21 protein-coding genes are annotated in these 20,870 nt (G+C 71.8%); 20 read left to right on the top strand and 1 reads right to left on the bottom strand.

Annotation, left to right across the window (positions count from 1 at the left end):
- The first annotated feature begins 131 nt into the window (after positions 1 to 131).
- The 10 genes from mihF (at position 132) to R4P08_RS03435 (ending at position 10,226) form a co-directional block, all read left to right on the top strand.
- Entirely contained in the window at positions 132 to 455 is a 324-nt protein-coding gene (gene mihF / locus R4P08_RS03480) for an integration host factor, actinobacterial type (RefSeq protein ID WP_317812375.1), read from the top strand.
- A 7-nt stretch (positions 456 to 462) separates the two neighbouring features.
- On the top strand, positions 463 to 1,068 hold the full coding sequence (gene gmk, locus R4P08_RS03475) for a guanylate kinase (RefSeq protein WP_317812374.1): 606 nt from the start codon (positions 463 to 465) through the stop codon (positions 1,066 to 1,068).
- 109 nt (positions 1,069 to 1,177) lie between these two features.
- A complete protein-coding gene (gene rpoZ, locus R4P08_RS03470; protein WP_317812373.1) occupies positions 1,178 to 1,459 on the top strand; it encodes a DNA-directed RNA polymerase subunit omega in 282 nt (93 codons plus the stop codon).
- The gene (gene coaBC, locus R4P08_RS03465; protein ID WP_317812372.1) at positions 1,456 to 2,736 is read left to right on the top strand and encodes a bifunctional phosphopantothenoylcysteine decarboxylase/phosphopantothenate--cysteine ligase CoaBC; all 1,281 of its coding nucleotides are present in this window, start codon (positions 1,456 to 1,458) and stop codon (positions 2,734 to 2,736) included. Before rpoZ ends, coaBC begins: the two co-directional genes overlap by 4 nt.
- 85 nt (positions 2,737 to 2,821) lie before the next feature.
- Entirely contained in the window at positions 2,822 to 4,033 is a 1,212-nt protein-coding gene (metK, locus tag R4P08_RS03460) for a methionine adenosyltransferase (protein WP_317812371.1), read from the top strand.
- 44 nt (positions 4,034 to 4,077) lie between these two features.
- Entirely contained in the window at positions 4,078 to 6,123 is a 2,046-nt protein-coding gene (locus R4P08_RS03455; protein WP_317812370.1) for a primosomal protein N', read from the top strand.
- An 82-nt stretch (positions 6,124 to 6,205) separates the two neighbouring features.
- Positions 6,206 to 6,760 (top strand): peptide deformylase, encoded by a 555-nt coding sequence (def, locus tag R4P08_RS03450; RefSeq protein WP_317812705.1) that lies wholly within the window; start codon positions 6,206 to 6,208, stop codon positions 6,758 to 6,760.
- Positions 6,761 to 6,764: 4 nt separating this feature from the next.
- Positions 6,765 to 7,697: a methionyl-tRNA formyltransferase gene (gene fmt / locus R4P08_RS03445; protein WP_317812369.1), complete on the top strand. Its 933-nt coding sequence runs from the start codon at positions 6,765 to 6,767 to the stop codon at positions 7,695 to 7,697.
- Positions 7,694 to 9,325, top strand: a complete 1,632-nt coding sequence (locus R4P08_RS03440) for an RsmB/NOP family class I SAM-dependent RNA methyltransferase (RefSeq protein ID WP_317812368.1) — start codon at positions 7,694 to 7,696, stop codon at positions 9,323 to 9,325. Before fmt ends, R4P08_RS03440 begins: the two co-directional genes overlap by 4 nt.
- The gene (locus R4P08_RS03435; RefSeq protein ID WP_317812367.1) at positions 9,318 to 10,226 is read left to right on the top strand and encodes an alpha/beta hydrolase; all 909 of its coding nucleotides are present in this window, start codon (positions 9,318 to 9,320) and stop codon (positions 10,224 to 10,226) included. The genes R4P08_RS03440 and R4P08_RS03435 overlap by 8 nt, the downstream gene beginning before the upstream one ends.
- Positions 10,227 to 10,271: 45 nt before the next feature.
- On the opposite strand, the gene R4P08_RS03430 is transcribed toward R4P08_RS03435, so the two are convergent.
- Entirely contained in the window at positions 10,272 to 10,961 is a 690-nt protein-coding gene (locus R4P08_RS03430) for a TetR/AcrR family transcriptional regulator (RefSeq protein WP_317812366.1), read from the bottom strand.
- 60 nt (positions 10,962 to 11,021) lie between these two features.
- Here R4P08_RS03430 and R4P08_RS03425 point away from each other — a divergent pair, with 60 nt between their 5' ends.
- The 10 genes from R4P08_RS03425 (at position 11,022) to R4P08_RS03380 (ending at position 20,867) form a co-directional block, all read left to right on the top strand.
- Positions 11,022 to 12,143 (top strand): flavin-containing monooxygenase, encoded by a 1,122-nt coding sequence (locus R4P08_RS03425; protein WP_317812365.1) that lies wholly within the window; start codon positions 11,022 to 11,024, stop codon positions 12,141 to 12,143.
- 10 nt (positions 12,144 to 12,153) lie between these two features.
- Positions 12,154 to 12,822 (top strand): ribulose-phosphate 3-epimerase, encoded by a 669-nt coding sequence (rpe, locus tag R4P08_RS03420; protein ID WP_317812364.1) that lies wholly within the window; start codon positions 12,154 to 12,156, stop codon positions 12,820 to 12,822.
- 26 nt (positions 12,823 to 12,848) lie between these two features.
- The gene (gene ribD / locus R4P08_RS03415; protein ID WP_411741148.1) at positions 12,849 to 13,886 is read left to right on the top strand and encodes a bifunctional diaminohydroxyphosphoribosylaminopyrimidine deaminase/5-amino-6-(5-phosphoribosylamino)uracil reductase RibD; all 1,038 of its coding nucleotides are present in this window, start codon (positions 12,849 to 12,851) and stop codon (positions 13,884 to 13,886) included.
- Between the two features lie 77 nt (positions 13,887 to 13,963).
- Positions 13,964 to 14,587: a riboflavin synthase gene (locus R4P08_RS03410; RefSeq protein ID WP_317812362.1), complete on the top strand. Its 624-nt coding sequence runs from the start codon at positions 13,964 to 13,966 to the stop codon at positions 14,585 to 14,587.
- Positions 14,588 to 14,663: 76 nt separating this feature from the next.
- Positions 14,664 to 15,920, top strand: a complete 1,257-nt coding sequence (locus R4P08_RS03405; RefSeq protein ID WP_317812361.1) for a bifunctional 3,4-dihydroxy-2-butanone-4-phosphate synthase/GTP cyclohydrolase II — start codon at positions 14,664 to 14,666, stop codon at positions 15,918 to 15,920.
- Positions 15,917 to 16,393, top strand: coding sequence for a 6,7-dimethyl-8-ribityllumazine synthase (gene ribH / locus R4P08_RS03400; protein WP_317812360.1), 477 nt, complete (start codon positions 15,917 to 15,919; stop codon positions 16,391 to 16,393). Before R4P08_RS03405 ends, ribH begins: the two co-directional genes overlap by 4 nt.
- Positions 16,390 to 16,863, top strand: a complete 474-nt coding sequence (locus R4P08_RS03395) for a PH domain-containing protein (protein ID WP_317812359.1) — start codon at positions 16,390 to 16,392, stop codon at positions 16,861 to 16,863. Before ribH ends, R4P08_RS03395 begins: the two co-directional genes overlap by 4 nt.
- 6 nt (positions 16,864 to 16,869) lie before the next feature.
- The gene (uvrC, locus tag R4P08_RS03390) at positions 16,870 to 18,963 is read left to right on the top strand and encodes an excinuclease ABC subunit UvrC (protein WP_317812358.1); all 2,094 of its coding nucleotides are present in this window, start codon (positions 16,870 to 16,872) and stop codon (positions 18,961 to 18,963) included.
- A 9-nt stretch (positions 18,964 to 18,972) separates the two neighbouring features.
- Positions 18,973 to 19,845, top strand: a complete 873-nt coding sequence (gene rapZ, locus R4P08_RS03385) for an RNase adapter RapZ (RefSeq protein WP_317812357.1) — start codon at positions 18,973 to 18,975, stop codon at positions 19,843 to 19,845.
- A gap of 8 nt (positions 19,846 to 19,853) precedes the next feature.
- Entirely contained in the window at positions 19,854 to 20,867 is a 1,014-nt protein-coding gene (locus R4P08_RS03380; RefSeq protein WP_317812356.1) for a uridine diphosphate-N-acetylglucosamine-binding protein YvcK, read from the top strand.
- The last annotated feature ends 3 nt before the right edge of the window (positions 20,868 to 20,870 follow it).

Here is a 20,870-nt window from a genome sequence, read left to right as displayed (position 1 = left end):
GGAGCGCCCGCTCCTGACGCATCCGCAGCCCGCGGACGCGCCGGGGCCGGTCACCGCACACCAGACGTGGATGCCCTACCGTGGGCACCCGCGAGAGTCAGGTAATACACCCCGAACGAGACGGAGGAATTGTGGCCCTTCCCCAGTTGACCGATGAGCAGCGCGCTGCTGCTTTGGAGAAGGCGGCTGCCGCCCGTCGCGTCCGAGCAGAGCTCAAGGAGCGTCTGAAGCGTGGCGGCACCGACCTCAAGCAGGTGCTCAAGGACGCCGAGAACGACGAGATCCTTGGCAAGATGAAGGTCTCGGCACTGCTCGAGGCGCTTCCGAAGGTAGGCAAGGTCAAGGCTCAGGAGATCATGACCGAGCTGGAGATCGCCCCGACGCGTCGCCTGCGTGGTCTCGGAGACCGCCAGCGCCGTGCGCTGCTCGAGCGGTTCGACTTCACGGTCGACTGATCGACGCATGAACACACCGTCAACCGGGGAGTCCTCCCCGGGAGCGGCGGCCACGAGGGGCCGGCTGATCGTCTTGGCCGGCCCCTCCGCCGTCGGAAAGTCCACGGTCGTGGCGCGCCTCCGAGAGCGCGTCTCCGATCTCTACTTCAGCGTCTCCATGACCACCCGGGACCCGCGTCCCGGTGAGGTCGACGGGTGCGACTACTACTTCGTCGCCGCCGACGACTTCCGCGCGGCCGTCGACGAGGGCCGCATGCTCGAGTGGGCGGAGATCCACCGCGGCCTCCAGCTCTCGGGGACCCCCGCCGAGCCGGTTCGTCGTGCGCTCGAGGAGGGACGCCCGGTTCTCATCGAGGTCGACCTCGCGGGGGTGCGGCAGATCCGCGAGTCCATGCCCGAGGGCCGGACGGTGTTCCTGTCGCCCCCGTCCTGGGAAGAACTCGAGGAACGGCTCCGTGGTCGGGGCACCGAACCGCACGATGTGGTGGCCCGCCGACTCGAGACCGCGAAGGTCGAGATGGAGGCCCGCGACGAGTTCGACGTGGTGGTGGTCAACGACGAACTCGAGGTCGCAGTGGATGAGTTGGTATCATTGCTGGTTGACCGCGACTAGGTCGGCTCATCGTCGGCTCAGCGCAAGAAGTTACCGCAGAAAAGCACCGTAAATCAGCACCAGCAAGAGCACCGCAGGAACCCGAGCTGTACCCAGAGGAGAACACATAGTGGCCACCACCGAAGCCGTAGCTGCCCCGTTGTACGACACTCCGATCGGCATCACCAACCCCCCGATCGACGAGCTCCTCGAGCGGGCGTCCTCCAAGTACGCCCTGGTGATCTTCGCCGCCAAGCGCGCGCGTCAGATCAACTCGTACTACAACCAGATCGAGGAGGGCATCCTCGAGTACGTCGGCCCCCTGGTCGACCCGGGCCTGCACGAGAAGCCGCTGACCATCGCGCTGCGCGAGCTCCACTCCGACCTCCTCGATTGCGCCGAGGGCGAGTGACCCCGTCCGGGGACGATCAGCGCGTCAAGCGCGTCGTCGTCGGAGTAGGCGGTGGGATCGCGGCCTACAAGGCATGTGCGCTGATCCGGCTCCTCACGGAGTCCGGATGCCACGTGGACGTGGTCCCCACCGAGGCGGCCCTGCGATTCGTCGGGTCCGCCACGTTCGAGGCGCTGTCCGGGAACCCGGTCTCGACCGGGGTGTTCTCGGATGTGCCGTCGGTCCGCCACGTCGCCCTCGGGCAGCGGGCGGACCTCGTCGTCGTCGCTCCGGCCACCGCTGACCTGCTCGCGCGGGCCGCCTCCGGTCGGGCCGACGACCTCCTCACCTCGACCCTGCTGACCGCCCGGTGTCCGGTACTGCTCGCCCCGGCGATGCACACCGAGATGTGGGAGCACCCCGCCACCCGGCGCAACGTCGACACCCTGCGTGGCGACGGGATCCTGGTGATGCCGCCGGCGTCCGGTCGACTGACCGGTGCGGACACCGGAGCCGGCCGGCTCCCGGAACCCGCCGACATCGCCAGGCTGGCCCGGCTCCTGCTCGACGGCGGGGGACTCCCGTGGGACCTGGCCGGCAAGCACGTCGTGGTGACCTCGGGCGGCACCCGCGAAGAGGTCGACCCCGTCCGCTTCCTGGGTAACCGCAGCTCCGGCAAGCAGGGACACGCGATCGCGGCCGTCGCGGCCGCCAGGGGAGCAGCGGTCACCCTCGTGACCTCCTCCGATCTGCCCGTCCCGGCCGCCGTGGACGCGGTGCACATCGACTCCGCCCTGCAGTTGCGCGAACACACCCTTCGCGCGGCGGCGCGTGCCGACGTGGTGATCAAGGCCGCGGCCGTGGCCGACTTCCGGCCCGCCGACGTCGCCACCTCCAAGCTCAAGAAGGGCAGCGACTCCGAACCGGCCGAGATCCGGCTCGTGCGCAACCCGGACATCCTCGCCGACCTCGTGGCCGCCCGCGGGTCCGGGGACATCCCGGCAGGCTGTGTGCTCGTCGGGTTCGCCGCCGAGACCGGCGACGCTTCCGGCTCCGTCCTCGAGCACGGCCGCGCCAAGCTGGCCCGAAAGGGATGCGACCTCCTCGTCGTCAACGAGGTCGGACGCGACACCACCTTCGGTCAGGACGTCAACGGGGGCTGGATCCTCGACGCCGCCGGCGGCGAGGTCCTGCTCGAGCAGGCCAGCAAGGATCTGATCGCGGGGCGGATCCTCGACGCGGTCGTGGCGATGTCCGCCGCACCCACCGGGCGGACAGCCGCAGACCGCACCGACTAGTCTGGTCCCACGCGATCCGGGGCCGTTCTTCAGCGGCGGGACCATCCCGGGGGGACGCGCATCCGACCAGGAAGAGAGAACCACCGTGGCACAGGCACGTCGGCTTTTCACCAGCGAATCCGTGACCGAGGGGCATCCGGACAAGATCTGCGACGCGATCTCCGACGCGATCCTCGACGCGATGCTGGCGCAGGATCCCGAGGCGCGTGTCGCGGTGGAGACCATGGTGACCACCGGGATGGTGCACGTGGCCGGCGAGGTCAAGACCACCGGTTACGTGGAGATCCCTCAGCTGATCCGCGAGAAGATCATCGAGATCGGGTACGACTCCTCCGTGAAGGGTTTCGACGGCCTCTCCTGCGGCGTGTCGATCTCGATCGGCGCGCAGTCCCCGGAGATCGCGCAGGGCGTGGACACCTCACACGAGGCCCGGACCTCCGCCGACCCGGTCGAGGACGCGATCGCCCGCCAGGGCGCCGGCGACCAGGGACTGATGTTCGGCTACGCCTGCTCGGACACCCCCGAACTCATGCCGCTGCCCATCGCGCTGGCACACCGCCTCGCCCGGCGCCTGACGGAGGTCCGCAAGAACGGGACGCTGGCGTACCTGCGGCCGGACGGCAAGACCCAGGTCACCATCGAGTACGACGGAGACCGCGCGGTGCGGCTCGACACCATCGTCATCTCCACCCAGCACGCCCCCGAGATCGACCTCGAGACCACGCTGCGCGACGACCTCACCCGCGAGGTCATCGAGCCCGTGTTGGCCGAGGCCGCCGGCCAGATCGACACCGCCGAATTCCGGCTGCTGGTCAACCCGACCGGCCGGTTCGTGCTGGGCGGGCCGATGGGTGACGCCGGTCTGACCGGCCGCAAGATCATCGTGGACACCTACGGCGGGATGTCCCGCCACGGCGGCGGCGCCTTCTCCGGCAAGGACCCGTCCAAGGTGGACCGGTCGGCCGCGTACGCCATGCGCTGGGTGGCCAAGAACATCGTGGCCGCCGGCCTCGCCGACCGCGTCGAGGTGCAGGTCGCCTACGCGATCGGCAAGGCCGCGCCGGTCGGGCTGTTCGTGGAGGCGTTCGGGACGGAGAAGGTCGACCTCGCGGTGCTGCAGGAGGCCGTCTCGACGGTCTTCGACCTGCGGCCCGGTGCGATCATCCGCGACCTCGACCTCAAGCGCCCGATCTACGCCGCCACCGCCGCGTACGGGCACTTCGGCCGGACCGACCTGGACCTGCCGTGGGAGCGCACCGACCGCGTCGACGAGCTCAAGCAGGCCGTCGGCCGGTAGACCTCGACCACCACCGTGTCGGAGCGGGGTGCGAAGATTCCGACGTGACCACGACGCGCTCCGCGGCCCGGGTCCCCGCCGCTGATGCGCCGGTGGCCCGGGTCCTGCCGTTGCTCGGCGTCCCCCACCTGGACCGGGAGTTCGACTACCGGGTGCCCGAGACGATGTCGGCGGACGCCCGCCCGGGGACCCGGGTCCGCGTCCGTTTTGCCGGGCGGCTGGTCGACGGTTTCGTGGTGGCCCGCACGGACACGTCCGAGCACGCCGGCGAGCTGGCCTGGCTGGAACGCGTCGTCTCGCCCGAGCAGGTGCTCACCCCGGAACTGCTCGCGTTGGTCGACCTGGTCGCGCGGCGTTGGGTGGGCACACGCTCGGACGTGCTGCGCCTGGCGATCCCGCCCCGGCACGCCGCGGCCGAGAAGTCCGTGCCCGAGCCGGAACCCCCGCAGGGCGGGACCTCCGGCCCGGTGGAGATCCCCGAGGGATGGGCCGACCACCCGATGGCCGCCCGCTTCCTCGACGCGGTGACCAGCGGCGTGCCGGCCCGGGCGGTCTGGACCGTTCCCCCCGGCAGGGACTGGGCGCAGTCCCTGGCGGCGCTCGCGGACTCGGTGCGGCGCCGGGGTCTGCAGGTGCTGCTGATCGTCCCCGACCAGCGGGACGTGGACCGACTCACCGCGGCGTGCCGCCAGGTCGTGGGCGGGGGCTCCGCCGGACGGGATCTGGTGACCGATCTGTCCGCGGGGGTCGGCCCCTCCGCGAGATATCGGCGATGGCTGCGGGCCGTCCGCGGCCACGCCCGGATCGTGGTGGGTACGCGCAGCGCGGTGTTCACGCCTCTCCCGGAGCCGGGTCTGATCGTCCTGCACGACGACGGCGACGACTCCTTTGTCGAACCCCGCAGCCCGTACCCGCACACCCGGGAGGTCGCAGCGCAGCGGTCCGCGCTGGACGCCACCCCTCTGTTGCTCAGCTCCGTCGACCGGACGCCGGAGGTGGCCGAGTACGTCCGCTCCGGCTGGGCGCACGAGATCCGCCCCGAGCCGGGGGTCATCCGCGCGCTGGCCCCCCGCGTCGTCGCGTTCACCGCGGCGGATCCCGTCCAGGCGCGTGACGTGGCCGGTGGCCGGACCCGGCTGCCCGCGGTGGCGCTCACGATGGCCCGGGAGGCGATCGACGTGGACGCCCCGGTCCTCGTCCAGGTACCGAGGAAGGGTTACATCCCGACCCTGCTGTGCGGGTCGTGCCGCGCCCCGGCCCGGTGCCGGCGTTGCAACGGTCCGCTCCGGGCCGGACGGATGGATGCGGTGTACGGGCCCGTGGACCTGGCCTGTGGCTGGTGCGGGGCCCCCGAATCGGGCTTCCGCTGTGTGGCCTGTGGCTCGCGGGCGCTCCGCGCGGGGGTGGTGGGCGCCGGCCGTACCGCGGAGGAACTCGGCCGGATGTTCCCCGGCGTGCGGGTCAGAACGAGCGGGGGAGGGGAGATCCTCGACTCGGTCCCGGCGAGTCCGGCCATCATCGTCTCGACTCCCGGGGCCGAACCGACGGCGGAGGGCGGGTACGGCGCCGCGCTGCTCCTGGACTCGTGGGCGCTGCTCGGGCGGCCCGACCTACGGGCGGTGCAGAACGCGCTCCGGCTCTGGATCGGTGCGGCCTCGCTGGTCCGGCCCGCCGCCGACGGGGGCCGGGTGTTCCTCTCCGCCGACTCGGACTCCCCGGTGTCACAGGCGCTCGTGCGCTGGGACCCGCAGGGCTGGGCCGAGCGCGAACTCGCCGACCGGGCCGAGGTGGGCTTCCCTCCCGCCGTCCACATGATGGCGGTGGACGGGCCGGCCACGGCCCTGGCGGAGATCCTCACCGCACTGGAGGTCCCGGACGAGGTCGAGGTCCTCGGCCCCGTGGACCTCCCCGACGGCGAGGAACTACCCGGCCACGACCGGATCGAGGACCCCGAGAGGGTGCTGCTGCGCATTCCACCGTCGCTGCTCGGTGCGGTGTCCACGGAACTGCGGGCGGTCGTGGTGGGGCGCTCGGGTCGCCGCAACACCGAACCGGTGCGGGTCCGGCTCGACCCGATCCACATCGGCTGACCGGCCCGTGGGGGTCCGGGGCCGCTGAACACCTAGAATGGCCTTTTCCCCCGTCTCCGCCCGCGAGGAGCTCACGATCCGCATGGCCGTCCACCCAGTCCGGCTCTTCGGCGATCCGGTCCTGAGGACCCCCGCCGACCCCGTCACCGCGTTCGACGACAGGTTGGCGCGCATCATCACCGACCTCTGGGACACGGTGCGGCACGAAGACGGAGCCGGGTTGGCCGCCCCTCAGATCGGGGTGTCCTCCCGCGTCTTCGTCTACAACTGTGGAGGGCGAGAGGGTCACCTGGTCAACCCGGAGTGGCAGCCGATCGGCACCGAGACGACCGACGTCAACGAGGGGTGCCTGTCGATCCCCGGGGTATCCCAGCCCACCGGGCGCTACGCGCGGGTGGCGGCACGCGGGTTCGACGTCCACGGCGAACCGGTGAGCTTCGAGTGCGAGGGGATCCTCGCCCGAGCCGTGCAACACGAGACCGATCACCTGGACGGCGTGCTCTTCCTCCAACGCCTCACCCCGGACCACCGCCGCGCCGCAATGGCTACGATCCGCGGATCCAGCTGGTTCGGTGCCGCGGCGATCAGCGGGGGCGTCATCTACGACCAGCCCACCGGCGCGACGGCGGTGAGGTGACCCCGTGAGACTCGTCTTCGCCGGTACACCCGAGGTGGCCGTCCCCTCGCTCAACGCGCTTCTCACCGGCGGTCAGCACGACGTCGTAGCCGTGGTCTCCCGGCCCGACGCCCGCACCGGGCGCGGCCGCGGTCTGTCCCGGAGTCCGGTCGCCGCGGCAGCGGACGCGGCGGGGATCGAGGTGCTCACCCCGAAGAATGCCCGCGACCCGGAGTTCGCCGAGCGACTCCGCGAACTCGCACCCGACGCGATCCCCGTGGTGGCCTACGGACACCTGGTTCCCGGGCCCGTCCTCGACATCCCCACGCACGGGTGGATCAACCTGCACTTCTCGCTGCTGCCGGCCTGGCGGGGCGCGGCCCCGGTCAACGCGGCGATCGAAGCGGGGGACGAGTACACCGGAGCCACCACCTTCCGCCTGGACGAGGGCATGGACACCGGTCCGGTCCTGGGCACCATGACCGAGGCCATCAGGCCCCGCGATACCGCCGGAGACCTCCTCGGCAGACTGTCCGAGTCGGGAGCGGGGTTGCTCGTCGCCACGCTCGACGCGCTCGAGACCGGCGAGCTCCGCGCGGTCCCGCAGCCGTCGGAGGGGGTCTCCCACGCGGGCAAGATCAGCGTGGACGACGCGCGGGTGCGCTGGGCGGACCCGGCGTTGGCCGTGGACCGCCACATCCGCTCGGTGACGCCCGCACCCGGGGCGTGGACGACCCTCGGTGGCGAACGGGTCAAGATCGGTTCGGCCCGGCACGCCGGCGAGGACGCGCCGACGCTCGCACCGGGGAAGATCCAGTGGGACAAGCGGTCCTTCCTGGTCGGTACCGGTACCACGCCGTTGCTGGTGGAGTCGCTCCAGCCACCCGGCAAGAAGATGATGAACGCGGTCGACTGGGCGCGCGGGGCACGACTTGACGACGAGGCGGTATTTGCATGAGTGACCACAGCGACCAGGGCCAGGGCCGCGGCCCGAGGGGCCCGGGCAAGCAGGCCGGCGGCAGACAGGGCGCCCACAAGCAGGGTGGCGGCGGCCAGGGCGGCAGCACGCGAGGCGGCGGTGCATCCGGCGGCGGCCAGTCGGGCGGTGGCAAGGGTCGTAGTGTCTCGAGCGCCGGCCGGCAGGGTCGAGCTGGGAACCCGGGCGCCGGGCGGCAGGGAGCAGGCCGTTCCACCAACCGTCAGTCGGGGCAGACCGCTCGTCCGCTCCGTCAGCCCGATGCCAGGTCAGTGGCCCTCGCGGTGATGACGGCTGTCCGTGAGCGGGCCGCCTACGCCAACCTCCAGCTCCCGACCGAACTCCACCGCGCCAGGCTCGACACGCGAGATGCGGCTCTGGCCACCGAGCTGACCTATGGCACCCTGCGCGCGCAGGGGTTGCTGGACCGGATCATCGCCGAGGCCTCGGGCCGTCCGGTCGAGGAGATCGATCCGCCGGTCCTGGACCTGGTGCGGCTGGGCGCGTATCAGCTGCTGTACACCCGGATCGGTGCGCATGCGGCGGTCGACACGAGCGTAGAGGCGGCCCGCACCGCGGGACTGGGCCGGGCCGGGGCGTTTGTCAACGCCGTGCTGCGCAAGGTGGCCGCGCAGGACCTGGAGGCATGGGTTGCGATCCTCCGCGAGGGCGTGACGGATCCCGTCGTCCGCCTGGCCGTGGGCACCGCGCACCCGGAGTGGATCGCCCGCGCGTTCGCGGAGTCGCTCGGTGCCGATGCGGCGGAACTGCCCGAGCTGCTGGCCGCCGACGACGCCCGCCCGAAGGTGCACCTGGCCGCCCGGCCCGGTGAGATCTCGGCGGAGGAGCTCGCCCTGATCACCGGCGGTACGGAAGGGACGCTGTCGCCGTACGCCGTCCACCTGGACTCGGGCGACCCCGGAACGATGGAGCCGATCAAGGATCGACTCGCCACCGTCCAGGACGAGGGCAGCCAGGTCGTCGCGGTGGCCCTGTCCCGGGCGCCGCTCGTCGGGGAGGACGGCGGGCGGTGGCTGGACCTGTGCGCCGGACCCGGCGGCAAGGCCGTCATGTTGGGCGCGCTGGCCGAGTCCGAGGGCGCGACCGTGACCGGGATCGAGATCTCCGAACACCGCACCGACCTGGTGAGGGCTGCCACCAAGGGCCTCCCGGTGAAGGTGCACACCGCCGACGGCCGGGATCCCGGTCTGGAGCCGGGGTTCGACCGTGTACTCGTGGACGCCCCGTGTTCGGGCCTCGGCGCACTTCGTCGTCGTCCGGAGGCCCGGTGGCGTAAGACGCCCGCCGACATCCAGGGCCTGGTCGTCCTGCAGCGCGCGCTCCTGGACTCCGCGCTGCGGCTGGTCCGGCCCGGGGGCGTGGTGCTCTACGCGACGTGTTCGCCGCATCTGTCCGAGACGGTGTCCGTAATCCGTGAGGCCGCCCGGCGGCCGGATGTAGTGTTGCTCGACGTCCGCGAGTTCCTGACCGGGGCGGACGGGACGCCGATCGAGGGTCTGGGCGACGGTCCGTGGGTGCAGCTCTGGCCGCACCGGCACGGCACCGACGCGATGTTCATGGCAGCGATACGAAGGAGCGACGATGCGTGAAGACGCACAGTTCACCTCACACGGGATCCGGTGTGCTGCCTGGATCTACCGACCGGAGACGCCCACAGCCGGCACCACCTCCCCGGCCATCGTCATGGCACACGGCTTCGGGTGCATACGCGATCTGCGGCTGCCCGCGTACGCCGAACGCTTCCGGGACGCGGGCTTCGTCGTGGTGGTCTTCGACTACCGCCACTTCGGCGCCAGCGACGGGCAGCCCCGGCAGCTCCTCGACATCGGCGGACAACTCGACGACTGGCGGTCCGCACTCGCCTTCACCCGGTCGCTCCCCGGAGTGGACCCCGACCGCGTGATCGCGTGGGGCACGTCCTTCTCGGGAGGGCATGTCATCACCCTCGCCGGTACGGGCGAGCGGCTCGCGGGCATCGTCGCCCAGGTCCCCCACGTGAGCGGTCCCGCCGCGGTCCGGGCGACCGGCCTCCGCACGGCGCTCAAACTCACCCCGGCGATCGTCGGTGACCTCTGGCGCGCGGTCCGCCGCTCAGAACCGCGGTACGTGCCGCTGGTCGGGCGGCCGGGGGACCCTGCTGCCATGACCAGCCCGGACGCGGACCCGGCGGTGGACCGCCTGGCGGCCGCCTCCGGACTCCGGCGCACCGACTTCCCCGACTATGTGGCCGCCCGGATCCTGGCACGGATCGGCTTCTACTCGCCGATCCGTCGCGCGCGGGGGATCACCTGCCCCGCGTTGGTGCAGATCGCCACCCGGGACGCCCTCACGCCCGCCGCGACCGCGCGGGCCGCGGCGGAGCGGATGCCGCACGGGCGGTTCCTGGAGTACCCGTGCGAACACTTCGATCCCTACGTCGACCCACACTTCGACCGCGTCGTGGCCGATCAGCTGGACTTCTGCCTGGCGGTCGCGGGCGCCACCGACTGACCGACCGGGCGGGGCCCGGACAGATCGCGGGACCACTCGGAGACCCTAGGAGGTCGCGTCCGGGCGGTGGCCATGGGAGCGGGGTTCCGGATCCGCCGGGTCGGTGAGGGTCCGCGTCCACATGTCGGCGAGGTGTTCCCCGATCCGCTGCGGGGTCCAGCCCCGGCGGGTCAGGAGCGAGAAGTACTCGGCGGAGTTGGTCGACCACACGATGTCGGCGACCTGCTGGTCGTCCAGGTCGCGGCGGAGTTCCCCGGTCGCCCGCAGGTCTCGGGCGAACAGCAGCATGTTGCCCGCTCTCCGCTCCTGGAGCCCTTCCCAGGCCTCCGCGCACCCCGGATCCGATCGACCCGCCTCACGCAGGGCCTCCTGGAGCGGGCCCACCTCCGGGAGGAGTCCGGCGAGAGCGCGCGCGTAGATCCCGAGCTTCGCCTCCGCACCGGTCGCGGCCCGGATGCGCTGCACGTATTCGCGCTCCTCGGCGGGGATCGGCCTGTCCGTGTCGCCGAGGACCATGTCGATCACGGCGAGGACCAGCACGGGTTTGCGCCCGACGCTCGCGTAGACGGTGTCCACGGCGACCCCCGCGCGCTCGGCGATCCGGGCGATCGGACAGCCGTAGCCCTCGGACGTGAACAGCTCGCGCGCCGCGTGCAGAACCGCCGCGCGGGTCGCCTCGGCCTGCGCCGCACGAGTCAGAGATTTATAGCTTCGCCTATTGACCTGAGGTGTCACGGGTCTAGACTAGCTTCATCCGAATCACCTTCGGATTAATTCACTCCCTCTGGAGAAGTCATGGTCACCGAGCAGATCGACACCGTCGTCATCGGAGCCGGCCAGGCCGGTCTCGCCGTCGGCTACTACCTCGCACAGCAGGGCCGCCCCTTCGTGCTGCTCGAGGAGAACGCGCGCGTCGGGGACTCCTGGCGTCAGCGGTGGGATTCCCTGCGGCTGTTCACGGCAGCACGCTTCGACGAACTCCCCGGCAGCCCGTATCCCGGCGCGCCCTGGTCGTTCCCGACCCGCGAGGAATTCTCGGACTACCTCGAGAACTATGCGACCGAGCACCACCTCGCGATCCGCCTGCGCACCCGGGTCCGGCGCCTCGCGCGGCACGGATCGGGATACATCGTGGAGATCGATGGCGGCCGGCTCCTGGCGGACCACGTCATCGTGGCGGCCGGCTTCGACCGGCTGCCACGGACACCGGACTTCGCCGTCGACCTGGGGCCCGGCATCACGCAGCTGCACTCGTCCGGGTACCGCAACGCCGATCAGCTGCCCGACGGGGACGTCCTGGTGGTCGGTGCGGGCAATTCGGGGGCCGACATCGCCCTGGACCTGTCCGGGACCCACCAGGTGCACCTGTCCGGCCGGCATCCCGGGCAGATCCCCTTTGACATCGACCGCCCGTCCTCCCGGATCGTCAGCCGGGTGGTCTTTGCCGCGTTCGGCCACGTGCTCACCACGCGCACGCCGATGGGGCGGCGCGCGCGGGCCGAGGCCCTCGCGCACAGCGGACCGTTGATCCGGGTCAAGAGCGAGGACCTCGCCGCCGCCGGCGTGCACCGGGTGCCGCGGGTCACCGGGGTCCGCGAGGGGCGACCCGAACTCCAGGACGGCTCCACGCTCCCGGTCGCGAGCGTGATCTGGTGCACCGGCTACCGGCCGGACCGCTCCTGGATCGACCTGCCCGTGTTCGGGACGGACGACCTGCCCGCGCAGGAACGCGGAGTGTGCCCCTCGCACCCGGGCCTGTACTTCCTCGGCGAGTTGTTCCAGTACTCCCTGGCGTCGTCGATGATCCACGGCGTCGTGCGCGACGCGAGGTACGTGGCTCGCCACCTCGACAAGCTCGACCCCGTGGCCCCCGTGGCCCCCGTGGCGGCCCGGGAGCACTCCGGGCTCACCACCTAGACTGGGCGGCATGCCGTACCAGCCGCTCATCGCCCCGTCGATCCTGTCCGCCGACTTCGCGCGCCTCGACCGTGAGATCGAGCGCATCCCCTCCGCGGACTGGATCCACGTGGACGTGATGGACGGCCACTTTGTCCCCAACCTGTCCTTCGGGGCGCCGGTGGCGGCGGCGGTCGGGCGCGTCACGGACAAGCCGATGGACTGCCACCTGATGATCGAGGACCCGGCGCGCTGGGTGGGCGACTACGTCGACGCGGGCGCGGCCAACGTGACCTTCCACGTGGAGGCCACCGACGACCCGAAGTCCGTCGCGGACCTGCTGCACTCGAAGGGGTGCAGGGCCGGGATCTCGATCAAACCGGGAACGGCCGTGGAGCCGTACCTCGACCTGCTCGACCACGTGGACCTGGTCCTGGTGATGAGCGTGGAACCCGGCTTCGGCGGCCAGTCGTTCATGCCGGAGGTGCTCGACAAGGTCCGCACCCTCCGGGCCGAGATCGACCGCCGCGGGCTCGACGTCCTCATCCAGATCGACGGCGGGATCGACGCCCGGACGATCGGGGAGTCCGCCGCCGCCGGCTGCGACGTCTTCGTGGCCGGATCCGCCGTCTACGGGGCGCCCGACCCCGACGCCATGATCCGGACCCTGCGCGCGGGAGCCGCGGACGCACGGGGATGACCGCGAGCGACCGGGGGAGCGATCCGGTGAACGAAACCAGCCGCCGACGGTCCCGGGAGCGCGACGCACTCGCCGAGGCGATCACGGTCTCGGCGTCCGCGCTCGGGGTGTCCACGCCCAATCCGCCGGTCGGCGCCGTGGTGCTGGACAGTGCGGGCGAGGTGGTGGGCCGTGGCGCCACCGAGACCCCGGGGGCTCGCCACGCCGAGGTCGTCGCGCTGGACCAGGCGGGGGAGCGCAGCCGCGGGGGCACGCTGCTGGTGACGCTCGAACCGTGCGACCACCACGGCCGGACCGGCCCCTGCACGGCGCGCGCGCTCGCGGCGGGTGTCCGACGAGTGGTCTACGCGGTGGGGGACCCCAACCCCGTCGCCGCCGGTGGCGCCGAGACGCTGCGGCGGGCGGGGGTGGAGGTCACCCCCGCCGACGACGACGAGGTGGCCGCGGCTGAGGACGGACCGCTGCGGGCCTGGCTGCACCGTCAGCGCTCGGGCCGGCCGTACGTCACCTGGAAGTACGCGGCCTCCCTGGACGGCCGGGTGGCGGCGGCCGACGGCACGAGTCGATGGATCACCGGCCCCGCCTCGCGCCGTCACGTCCACGGCCGACGGCAGGAGATCGACGCCCTCGTCGTCGGATCGGGGACCCGCCTCGCCGACGACCCGTCACTGACCGCCCGACTGGACGACGGGACCCCGGCCCGGCGGCAACCCCTCCGGGCGGTGATGGGGCTGACCGACGTGCCGGCGGAGGCCGCGGTCCGCGGCACCGACGGCCGCTTCCGACACCTGGCCACCCGCGACCCCGCCGAGGCGCTCGCGTTGCTCGGCGACGTCCACCACGTGCTGGTCGAGGGCGGCCCCACGCTCGCCGGGGCGTTCCTCGCCGCCGGCCTCGTCGACGAGGTCGAGGCCTACCTCGCCCCGCTGGTGCTGGGCGCCGGGCGCTCCGCCGTGGACGGTGCCGGCGTCAGCACCCTCGCCGGGGCCCACGGCTTCGAGATCCGCCAGACCGACCTCCTGGGTGCCGACATCTACCTACGACTGACCGCACGAAGCTCGTGACCGCACTGTCCACTTGACCGGCACGACCCACATGACCGCGCGAACTACATAGTCGCGCTGACGAGAGGACCCCACTGATGTTCACCGGAATCGTCGAGGAGCTCGGAGCCCTCGAATCCATCACGACGAACGGGGACTCCGCGCGGCTGCGGATCCGCGGCCCGCTGGTCACCTCCGACGCGGGCCACGGGGACTCGATCTCCGTCAACGGCGTGTGCCTGACCGTGACCGATTTCGTGCGGGGGGAGTACTTCGACGCCGACGTCATGGCCGAGACCCTCGACCGCACCGCGCTGGGGGCGCTGGGCCCGCAGGCCCCGGTGAACCTCGAGCGCGCCATGCGGGCTGACGCGCGGTTCGGCGGGCACATCGTCCAGGGCCACGTCGACGGCACCGGAGCCGTGATCAGCCGGGTCGAGCACGAGCACTGGCACGTCGTGCGGATCTCGCTGCCGGCCGGGCTGAGCCGCTACGTGGTGGAGAAGGGCTCGATCACGGTGTCCGGCACCTCCCTGACCGTGTCCGCGGTGAGCGAGCCCGACAGCGCCGATCCGTGGCTCGAGATCTCCCTCATCCCCACCACTCTCACCGACACGATCCTCGGCGGTCTGGCCACGGGAGACCCGGTCAATCTCGAGGTGGACGTCCTGGCCAAGTACGTCGAGCGACTGCTCGGCGGACGCGGTGGCCGGTCCCACTGATCGGATGGGCCATACTTGAGGCCGCGCCCGCGGCCACCCGCCCGGGATTTCTGACCACCGAGGAGAACCCGCAGCAGTGACGACCTTCGACGGCATCGACCGCGCCATCGCCGACATCGCGGCGGGGCGAGCCGTGGTCGTGGTGGACAGCGAGGACCGCGAGAACGAGGGCGATCTGATCTTCGCCGCCGAGCTCGCCACACCCGGACTCATGGGCTTCCTGGTCCGGTACTCGTCGGGATACGTGTGCGTCGCCCTGGAGGCCGAGGACTGCCTCCGCCTGGACCTGCCGCCGATGCGGGCGATCAACGAGGACCGGCACTCCACGGCGTACACCGTCACCGTCGACGCCCGGACCGGTGTCTCCACCGGCATCTCGGCCGGAGACCGCGCCCGGACCGCACGACTTCTCGCCTCCGACGAGGCCGTCCCCGGAGACTTCACCAGGCCCGGACACGTGGTGCCGCTGCGCGCCCGTCCCGGGGGAGTCCTCACCCGTCCGGGGCACACGGAGGCCGCCGTGGACCTGGCGCGGCTGGCCGGACTGCGACCGGCCGGCGTCATCTGCGAGATCGTGTCCGCGGAGGACCCGACCACCATGGCCCGGACCCCTGAACTCCGGCGCTTCGCCGACGAGCACGGGCTGGCCATGATCACGATCGAGGCCCTGCAGGCCTGGCGGCGGGCGAACGAGGTCCAGGTGCTCCACGAGGCCGCCGCACGGATCCCCACCCCGGCCGGAACGATGACCGCACACGGATACCGGGACGTCATCGAGGGGGTCGAGCACGTGGCGATGGTCGCGGGCGACGTCTCCGGGGACGACCCCGTCCTGGTCCGCCTCCATTCCGAGTGCCTCACCGGCGATGTCTTCCACTCGCTGCGCTGCGACTGCGGTCCCCAGCTCGACGCGGCGGTGGCCGCCGTCTGCGCGGAGGGCCGCGGGGTGATCCTCTACATGCGCGGACACGAGGGCCGGGGGATCGGGCTGGTGCAGAAACTCCGCGCCTACCAACTGCAGGACGACGGTCGCGACACGGTCGACGCGAACCTGGACCTCGGTCTGCCGGCCGATGCCCGCGACTTCAGCCTGGCCGCGCAGATGCTGCGGGACCTCGGGGTGACCCGGGTGCGGCTCATGACCAACAACCCCGCCAAGGCCGACGCCCTGCGGGCCGGCGGGGTCGAGGTGGTCGAGCGGGTGCCCATGCCCACCGCCATCACCCCGGAGAACCTCCGGTACCTGCGGACCAAACGAGACCGGATGGGTCATCTGCTGGAGGGTCTGGACGAGGGTCAGGGCCCCGAGGCACACGGAGAGGATCGGCGATGAGTGGCAGCGGTAGGCCGGAACTGGTGATACCCGACGCCCGCGGACTGCGGTTGGGCGTCGTGGCGTCGACCTGGCACGACGACATCTGCAGCCAGCTGACGGACCGGGCTCTCGCCGTGGCGGCGGACTGCGGCGCGACGGTCACCGTGGCCCGGGTCACCGGCGCGGTGGAGCTGCCGGTGGTCGCGCAGGAGCTCGCCAGGACCCATGACGCCGTGGTCGCGCTCGGCGTGGTCATCCGCGGCTCGACCCCCCACTTCGACTACGTCTGCTCCTCGGTGACCGACGGCCTCACCCGCATCGCGCTCGACGAGGCCACGCCCGTCGCGCACGGCGTCCTGACCACCGAGAACGAGGCGCAGGCCCGCGACCGCGACGGTCACGAGGGTGCCTCCGAGGACAAGGGCGGGGAGGCGGTCGCCGCAGCGCTCGGTGCCGCCATCGCCCTCCGGGATCTGCGGGCCGGCCGATGAACGACAACTGGGACTTCGAGTACCGCCCCCGCCGGCTCCGGACCCTCGTGATCGCGCTGGCGGTACTGATCGTGCTGGTCCACGTGGTGTGGGCGTTCGTCCTGGTTCAGGGGGACACCGGGGTGACCATCGGCATCGCGGACCAGCTCGCCTTTGTGGTGATCGGGTTGATCTTCGCCGGCGTCCTGCTCACGCTCCTGCGGATCAGGGTCCGGGTGGGCGCCCGCGGCGTCGAGGTCCGTGGCCCGCTCCGGTCCCGGGTGTGGGACTGGCAGGACATCGTGGGGATCACGTTCCCGCGCTCCGGCAAGTGGCCACGCCTGGAACTGCCCGCCTACGAGCACGTGGGGATCTGGGCCATCCAGACGTTCGACGGCTCGGAAGGGGTCGAGGCGATGGGCCGGATGCGCGACACCGTCCGACGGTACAAGCCCTCGGCCGCCGATCCCGAGACCGTCGCCGACCGCTGACCCCCCGTGTCTGATCCGCGTACCTACCGCCCGGCCCCTGGTTCCATCCCCACGGAACCGGGGGTCTACCGGTTCCGCGACGAGCACGGCCGCGTCATCTACGTGGGCAAGGCCAAGAACCTCCGCAGCCGGGTCAGCTCGTACTTCGCCGACCTCACGCTCCTGCACCCGCGCACGCGGCAGATGGTCACCGCGGCCGCCGGGGTCCAGTGGACCGTCGTCTCGACGGAGGTCGAGGCCCTCCAGCTCGAGTACACGTGGATCAAGAAGTACGACCCCCGGTTCAACGTCCGGTACCGCGACGACAAGACCTACCCGCTCCTCGCGGTGACCGTAGGGGAGGAGTTCCCCCGGGCCTTCGTCTACCGCGGCCCCCGCCGCGCCGGGACCCGCTACTTCGGCCCCTACTCCCACGCCTGGGCGATCCGCGACACCCTCGACACCCTGCAGCGGGTGTTCCCCGTGCGCTCGTGCACGTCGGGCGTGTTCAAGCGTCAGGCCCAGCTGGGCCGCCCGTGCCTCCTCGGCTACATCGACAAGTGCGCCGCGCCCTGCATCGGCCGGGTGACGGCCGACGAACACCGGGTGATCGTCGACGAGCTCTGCGACTTCCTGGCCGGCCGAACGGACGCCATCATGCGGCGGATCGAGAAGCGGATGCTCGAGGCGTCCGAGGACCTGGACTTCGAACGCGCGGCCCGGCTGCGCGACGACCTCGGGGCGATGAAGCGGGCCATGGAGAAACAGGCCGTGGTCCTGGGCGACGGCACCGACGCCGACGTCGTGGGCGTCGTGGCGGACGAGCTCGAGGTGTCCGTCCAGGTGTTCCACGTCCGCGGCGGACGGATCCGGGGCCAGCGCGGGTGGGTGCTCGAACACGCACACGGGGTGGGGGAGGACGGGCGGTTCGACCCCGTCCTCGCGGTCCCCGGGGTCGTCTCCGACTACCTCGCCCAGTTCTACGGCGGCGAGGCCGAGCTGGCGGGTTCGACCGAGTCGGGGTCCGAGCTGGCAGCGGCCGTCCCCCGGGAGGTGCTGGTCCCCGCCCTCCCCGAGGACTCCGAGGAGCTCGCGGACTGGCTGTCCACCCTGCGCGGGTCGCGGGTCTCGCTGCGGGTGCCGCAGCGCGGCGACAAGCGCTCGCTGGCCGCGACCGTCCACCGCAACGCCGTCGAGGCCCTCACCCAGCACAAACTGCGCCGCAGCGGCGACCTCACCGCGCGCTCGGCCGCGCTCCAGGAGATCCAGGAGACGCTCGAACTCGACACGGCACCCCTGCGGATCGAGTGCGTGGACATCTCGCACACCCAGGGCACCGATGTCATGGCCTCACTCGTGGTGTTCGAGGACGGGATCCCACGCAAGAGCGACTACCGGCTCTACCGCATCCGGGAGGCCGCCGGTGACGGCCACTCCGACGACGTCGCGAGCATCGCGGAGGTCACCCGGCGGCGCTTCCGGCGCCACAACGAGGACCCCGCGGCGACCCCGGACGACACGGACGGACCGGTCGACGACGAGGTGGGCACGGACGCGCCGGGGACGGACTCGGCGGGTGCGGGCAAGGCCACCCCGACCCGCCGGTTCGCCTACCCTCCGCAGCTCTTCGTGGTGGACGGCGGCCGACCCCAGGTGGAGGCCGCGGCCGAGGTGCTCTCGGAACTCGGCGTCAACGACGTCCCGGTGATCGGGATCGCCAAGCGCCTCGAGGAGATCTGGCTGCCGGGTGAGGAGTATCCCGTCATCTTCCCCCGGCACGGCGAGGGGTTGTTCCTCCTGCAGCGCCTGCGGGACGAGGCCCACCGCTTCGCGATCCGCGCCCACCGGGGGGCGCGGTCCAAACGCATGACCACGTCGGTACTCGACAGCGTCCCCGGGCTCGGCCCCTCCCGGCGGGCCGCGCTGGTGGAGACGTTCCCGACGGTGTCCGCGCTGCGTGCGGCGAGCAGCGAGGAGCTGTGCCGCGTCCCGGGGATCGGTCCCGGGGTCGCCGCGGCCATCCGGACCGCGCTCGGGTCCGATGAGCCGGGCCCGGACGCTCCGGCCGCGGACGTGGGAGACTCGCAGGGGCCGCCCGACGAGGGCGGTACGACGACGTGAGGTGGCACGATGGACGGGAACGGTGAGGGGCGCGAGCTCCTCCTCATCAGCGGGATGTCGGGTGCCGGCAAGGGCACCGCATCCAAGGTCCTCGAGGAGTTCGGCTGGTACGTCGTGGACAACCTGCCCCTGGAGTTCGTCGGGGAGCTGCTCGAGCGGATGCAGGAGTCGAACTCCGAGCCCCGCCGGCTGGCGATCGTGGTGGACGTCCGGAGCCTGGGCTTCGACGAGCACATCGCGGAGCTGCTGGAGAGCTTCCACGGCAGTTCGCAGGCCAAGGTGCTGTTCCTCGACGCCTCCGACGAGGCGCTGGTCAAGCGGTTCAACAACGTGCGACGGTCCCATCCCCTGCAGTCCGGTGACGGGCTGGTGGACGGCATCGAACGGGAGCGCAAGGTTCTCGAGGGGATCCGCGGCCTCGCCGACGTCGTCGTGGACACCACCACCCTGAGCGTGCACGATCTCCGGCATCGCCTCGAGACGCCGTTCGGTGAACTCGGCTTCGACTTCCACCTCACCGTCGAGTCCTTCGGCTTCAAGTACGGCGTCCCAGTGGACGTCGACATGCTGCTGGACATGCGCTTCCTGCCCAACCCGCACTGGATCCCCGAACTGCAGCCCTACACCGGCCGTGAGAAGCCGGTCCAGGACTACGTCCTCGCGGACGAGTCGATCGAGGAATACCTCCGGTCCGCGGTCACCATGATCAATCTGGCGATCACCGGTTACCGGCGCGAGGGCAAGCGGTACATGACCATCGCGGTCGGTTGCACCGGCGGAAAACACCGCAGTGTCGCCATCTCCGAGTCCCTCGCCGGCCGGCTGTCGGGCCTGGACGCCGTCGACGTCCACGTCCGTCACCGCGACCTCGGGCGGGAGTGAACCCCGAGATGGCCGGCGAATCGGATGCCGGAAGCTCGCGTGCCGGTGAGACGGACCGGATCTCGTCACTCGTCGCGCTCGGAGGCGGTCACGGGCTCTCGGCTTCTCTGCGGGCCGGACGGATCGTCGCGGACCATGTCACCGCCGTGGTGACCGTGGCCGACGACGGGGGTTCCTCCGGCCGGCTCCGCCGCGAACTCGGCATCCTCCCGCCCGGGGACCTGAGGATGGCGCTCTGTGCGCTCGCGGCCGACGACGACGAGCACGAGCGACTGACCCGGCTGTTCCAGCACCGCTACGGCGGAACCGGCGCTCTGGCCGGGCACGCGGTGGGAAACCTCGTGTTCGCCGGGTTGTGGGAGTTGCTGGGGGACCCGCTCGAGGCGCTCGAGGCGGTCGGCTCGATCCTCGGGGTGACCGGCCGCGTGCTCCCCATGTCCCCGGTCGCGCTCGACATCGCCGCCGAGGTCGTCGGGCTGGAGGCCGATCCTCGGGTGGTGCGCACGATCATCGGCCAGGTCGCCGTGGCGACCACGCCCGGAAGCGTCCGCCGGGTCCGGCTCATCCCGTCGGATCCTCCGGCCGCGGACGGTGTCGTGGACGCGATCGAGCGGGCGGACGCGATCATCCTCGGCCCCGGCTCGTGGTTCACCAGTGTGATCCCCAACATGCTGGTCCCCGGGATCGCCGCAGCGCTCGCCCGCACCTCCGCGACCAAGATCCTGATCCTCAACCTCGCGCCCCAGCCCGGTGAGACCGCGGGTTTCTCCGCCGAACAGCACCTCCACGTGCTCCGGCAGCACGCCCCGGAAGTCGACGTCGACGTGGTCCTGGTCGACCCGAGGATGCCGCTCAGCGGCACGGAGCGCGAGCACCTGGACCGCGCCGCCACCGGGCTCGGGGCCCGGGTCCTGACCGCGGAGATCGCCAAGACCGCGGCGGATGGGACCATGAGGCCGGTGCACGACCCGGTATCGCTCGCTTCGGCACTCGCCACGGTGATGTCGGGGACCGACGCATGATCG

Origin of the sequence: Rhodococcus sp. IEGM 1408, from assembly GCF_033142235.1 — a bacterium.
Taxonomy (GTDB): Bacteria; Actinomycetota; Actinomycetes; order Mycobacteriales; family Mycobacteriaceae; genus Dietzia.
Note: the sequence above shows the minus strand (reverse complement) of the source record. Positions and strands in the feature narration are given on the sequence as shown.

Coding starts and splice junctions, on each gene's coding strand:
- R4P08_RS03395 (WP_317812359.1), top strand. CDS start 16,390: ATGAACGACAACTGGGACTTCGAGTACCGCCCCCGCCGGCTCCGGACC.
- R4P08_RS03435 (WP_317812367.1), top strand. CDS start 9,318: ATGCGTGAAGACGCACAGTTCACCTCACACGGGATCCGGTGTGCTGCC.
- R4P08_RS03380 (WP_317812356.1), top strand. CDS start 19,854: ATGGCCGGCGAATCGGATGCCGGAAGCTCGCGTGCCGGTGAGACGGAC.
- rapZ (WP_317812357.1), top strand. CDS start 18,973: ATGGACGGGAACGGTGAGGGGCGCGAGCTCCTCCTCATCAGCGGGATG.
- ribH (WP_317812360.1), top strand. CDS start 15,917: ATGAGTGGCAGCGGTAGGCCGGAACTGGTGATACCCGACGCCCGCGGA.
- def (WP_317812705.1), top strand. CDS start 6,206: ATGGCCGTCCACCCAGTCCGGCTCTTCGGCGATCCGGTCCTGAGGACC.
- rpe (WP_317812364.1), top strand. CDS start 12,154: ATGCCGTACCAGCCGCTCATCGCCCCGTCGATCCTGTCCGCCGACTTC.
- R4P08_RS03425 (WP_317812365.1), top strand. CDS start 11,022: ATGGTCACCGAGCAGATCGACACCGTCGTCATCGGAGCCGGCCAGGCC.
- R4P08_RS03440 (WP_317812368.1), top strand. CDS start 7,694: ATGAGTGACCACAGCGACCAGGGCCAGGGCCGCGGCCCGAGGGGCCCG.
- R4P08_RS03410 (WP_317812362.1), top strand. CDS start 13,964: ATGTTCACCGGAATCGTCGAGGAGCTCGGAGCCCTCGAATCCATCACG.
- gmk (WP_317812374.1), top strand. CDS start 463: ATGAACACACCGTCAACCGGGGAGTCCTCCCCGGGAGCGGCGGCCACG.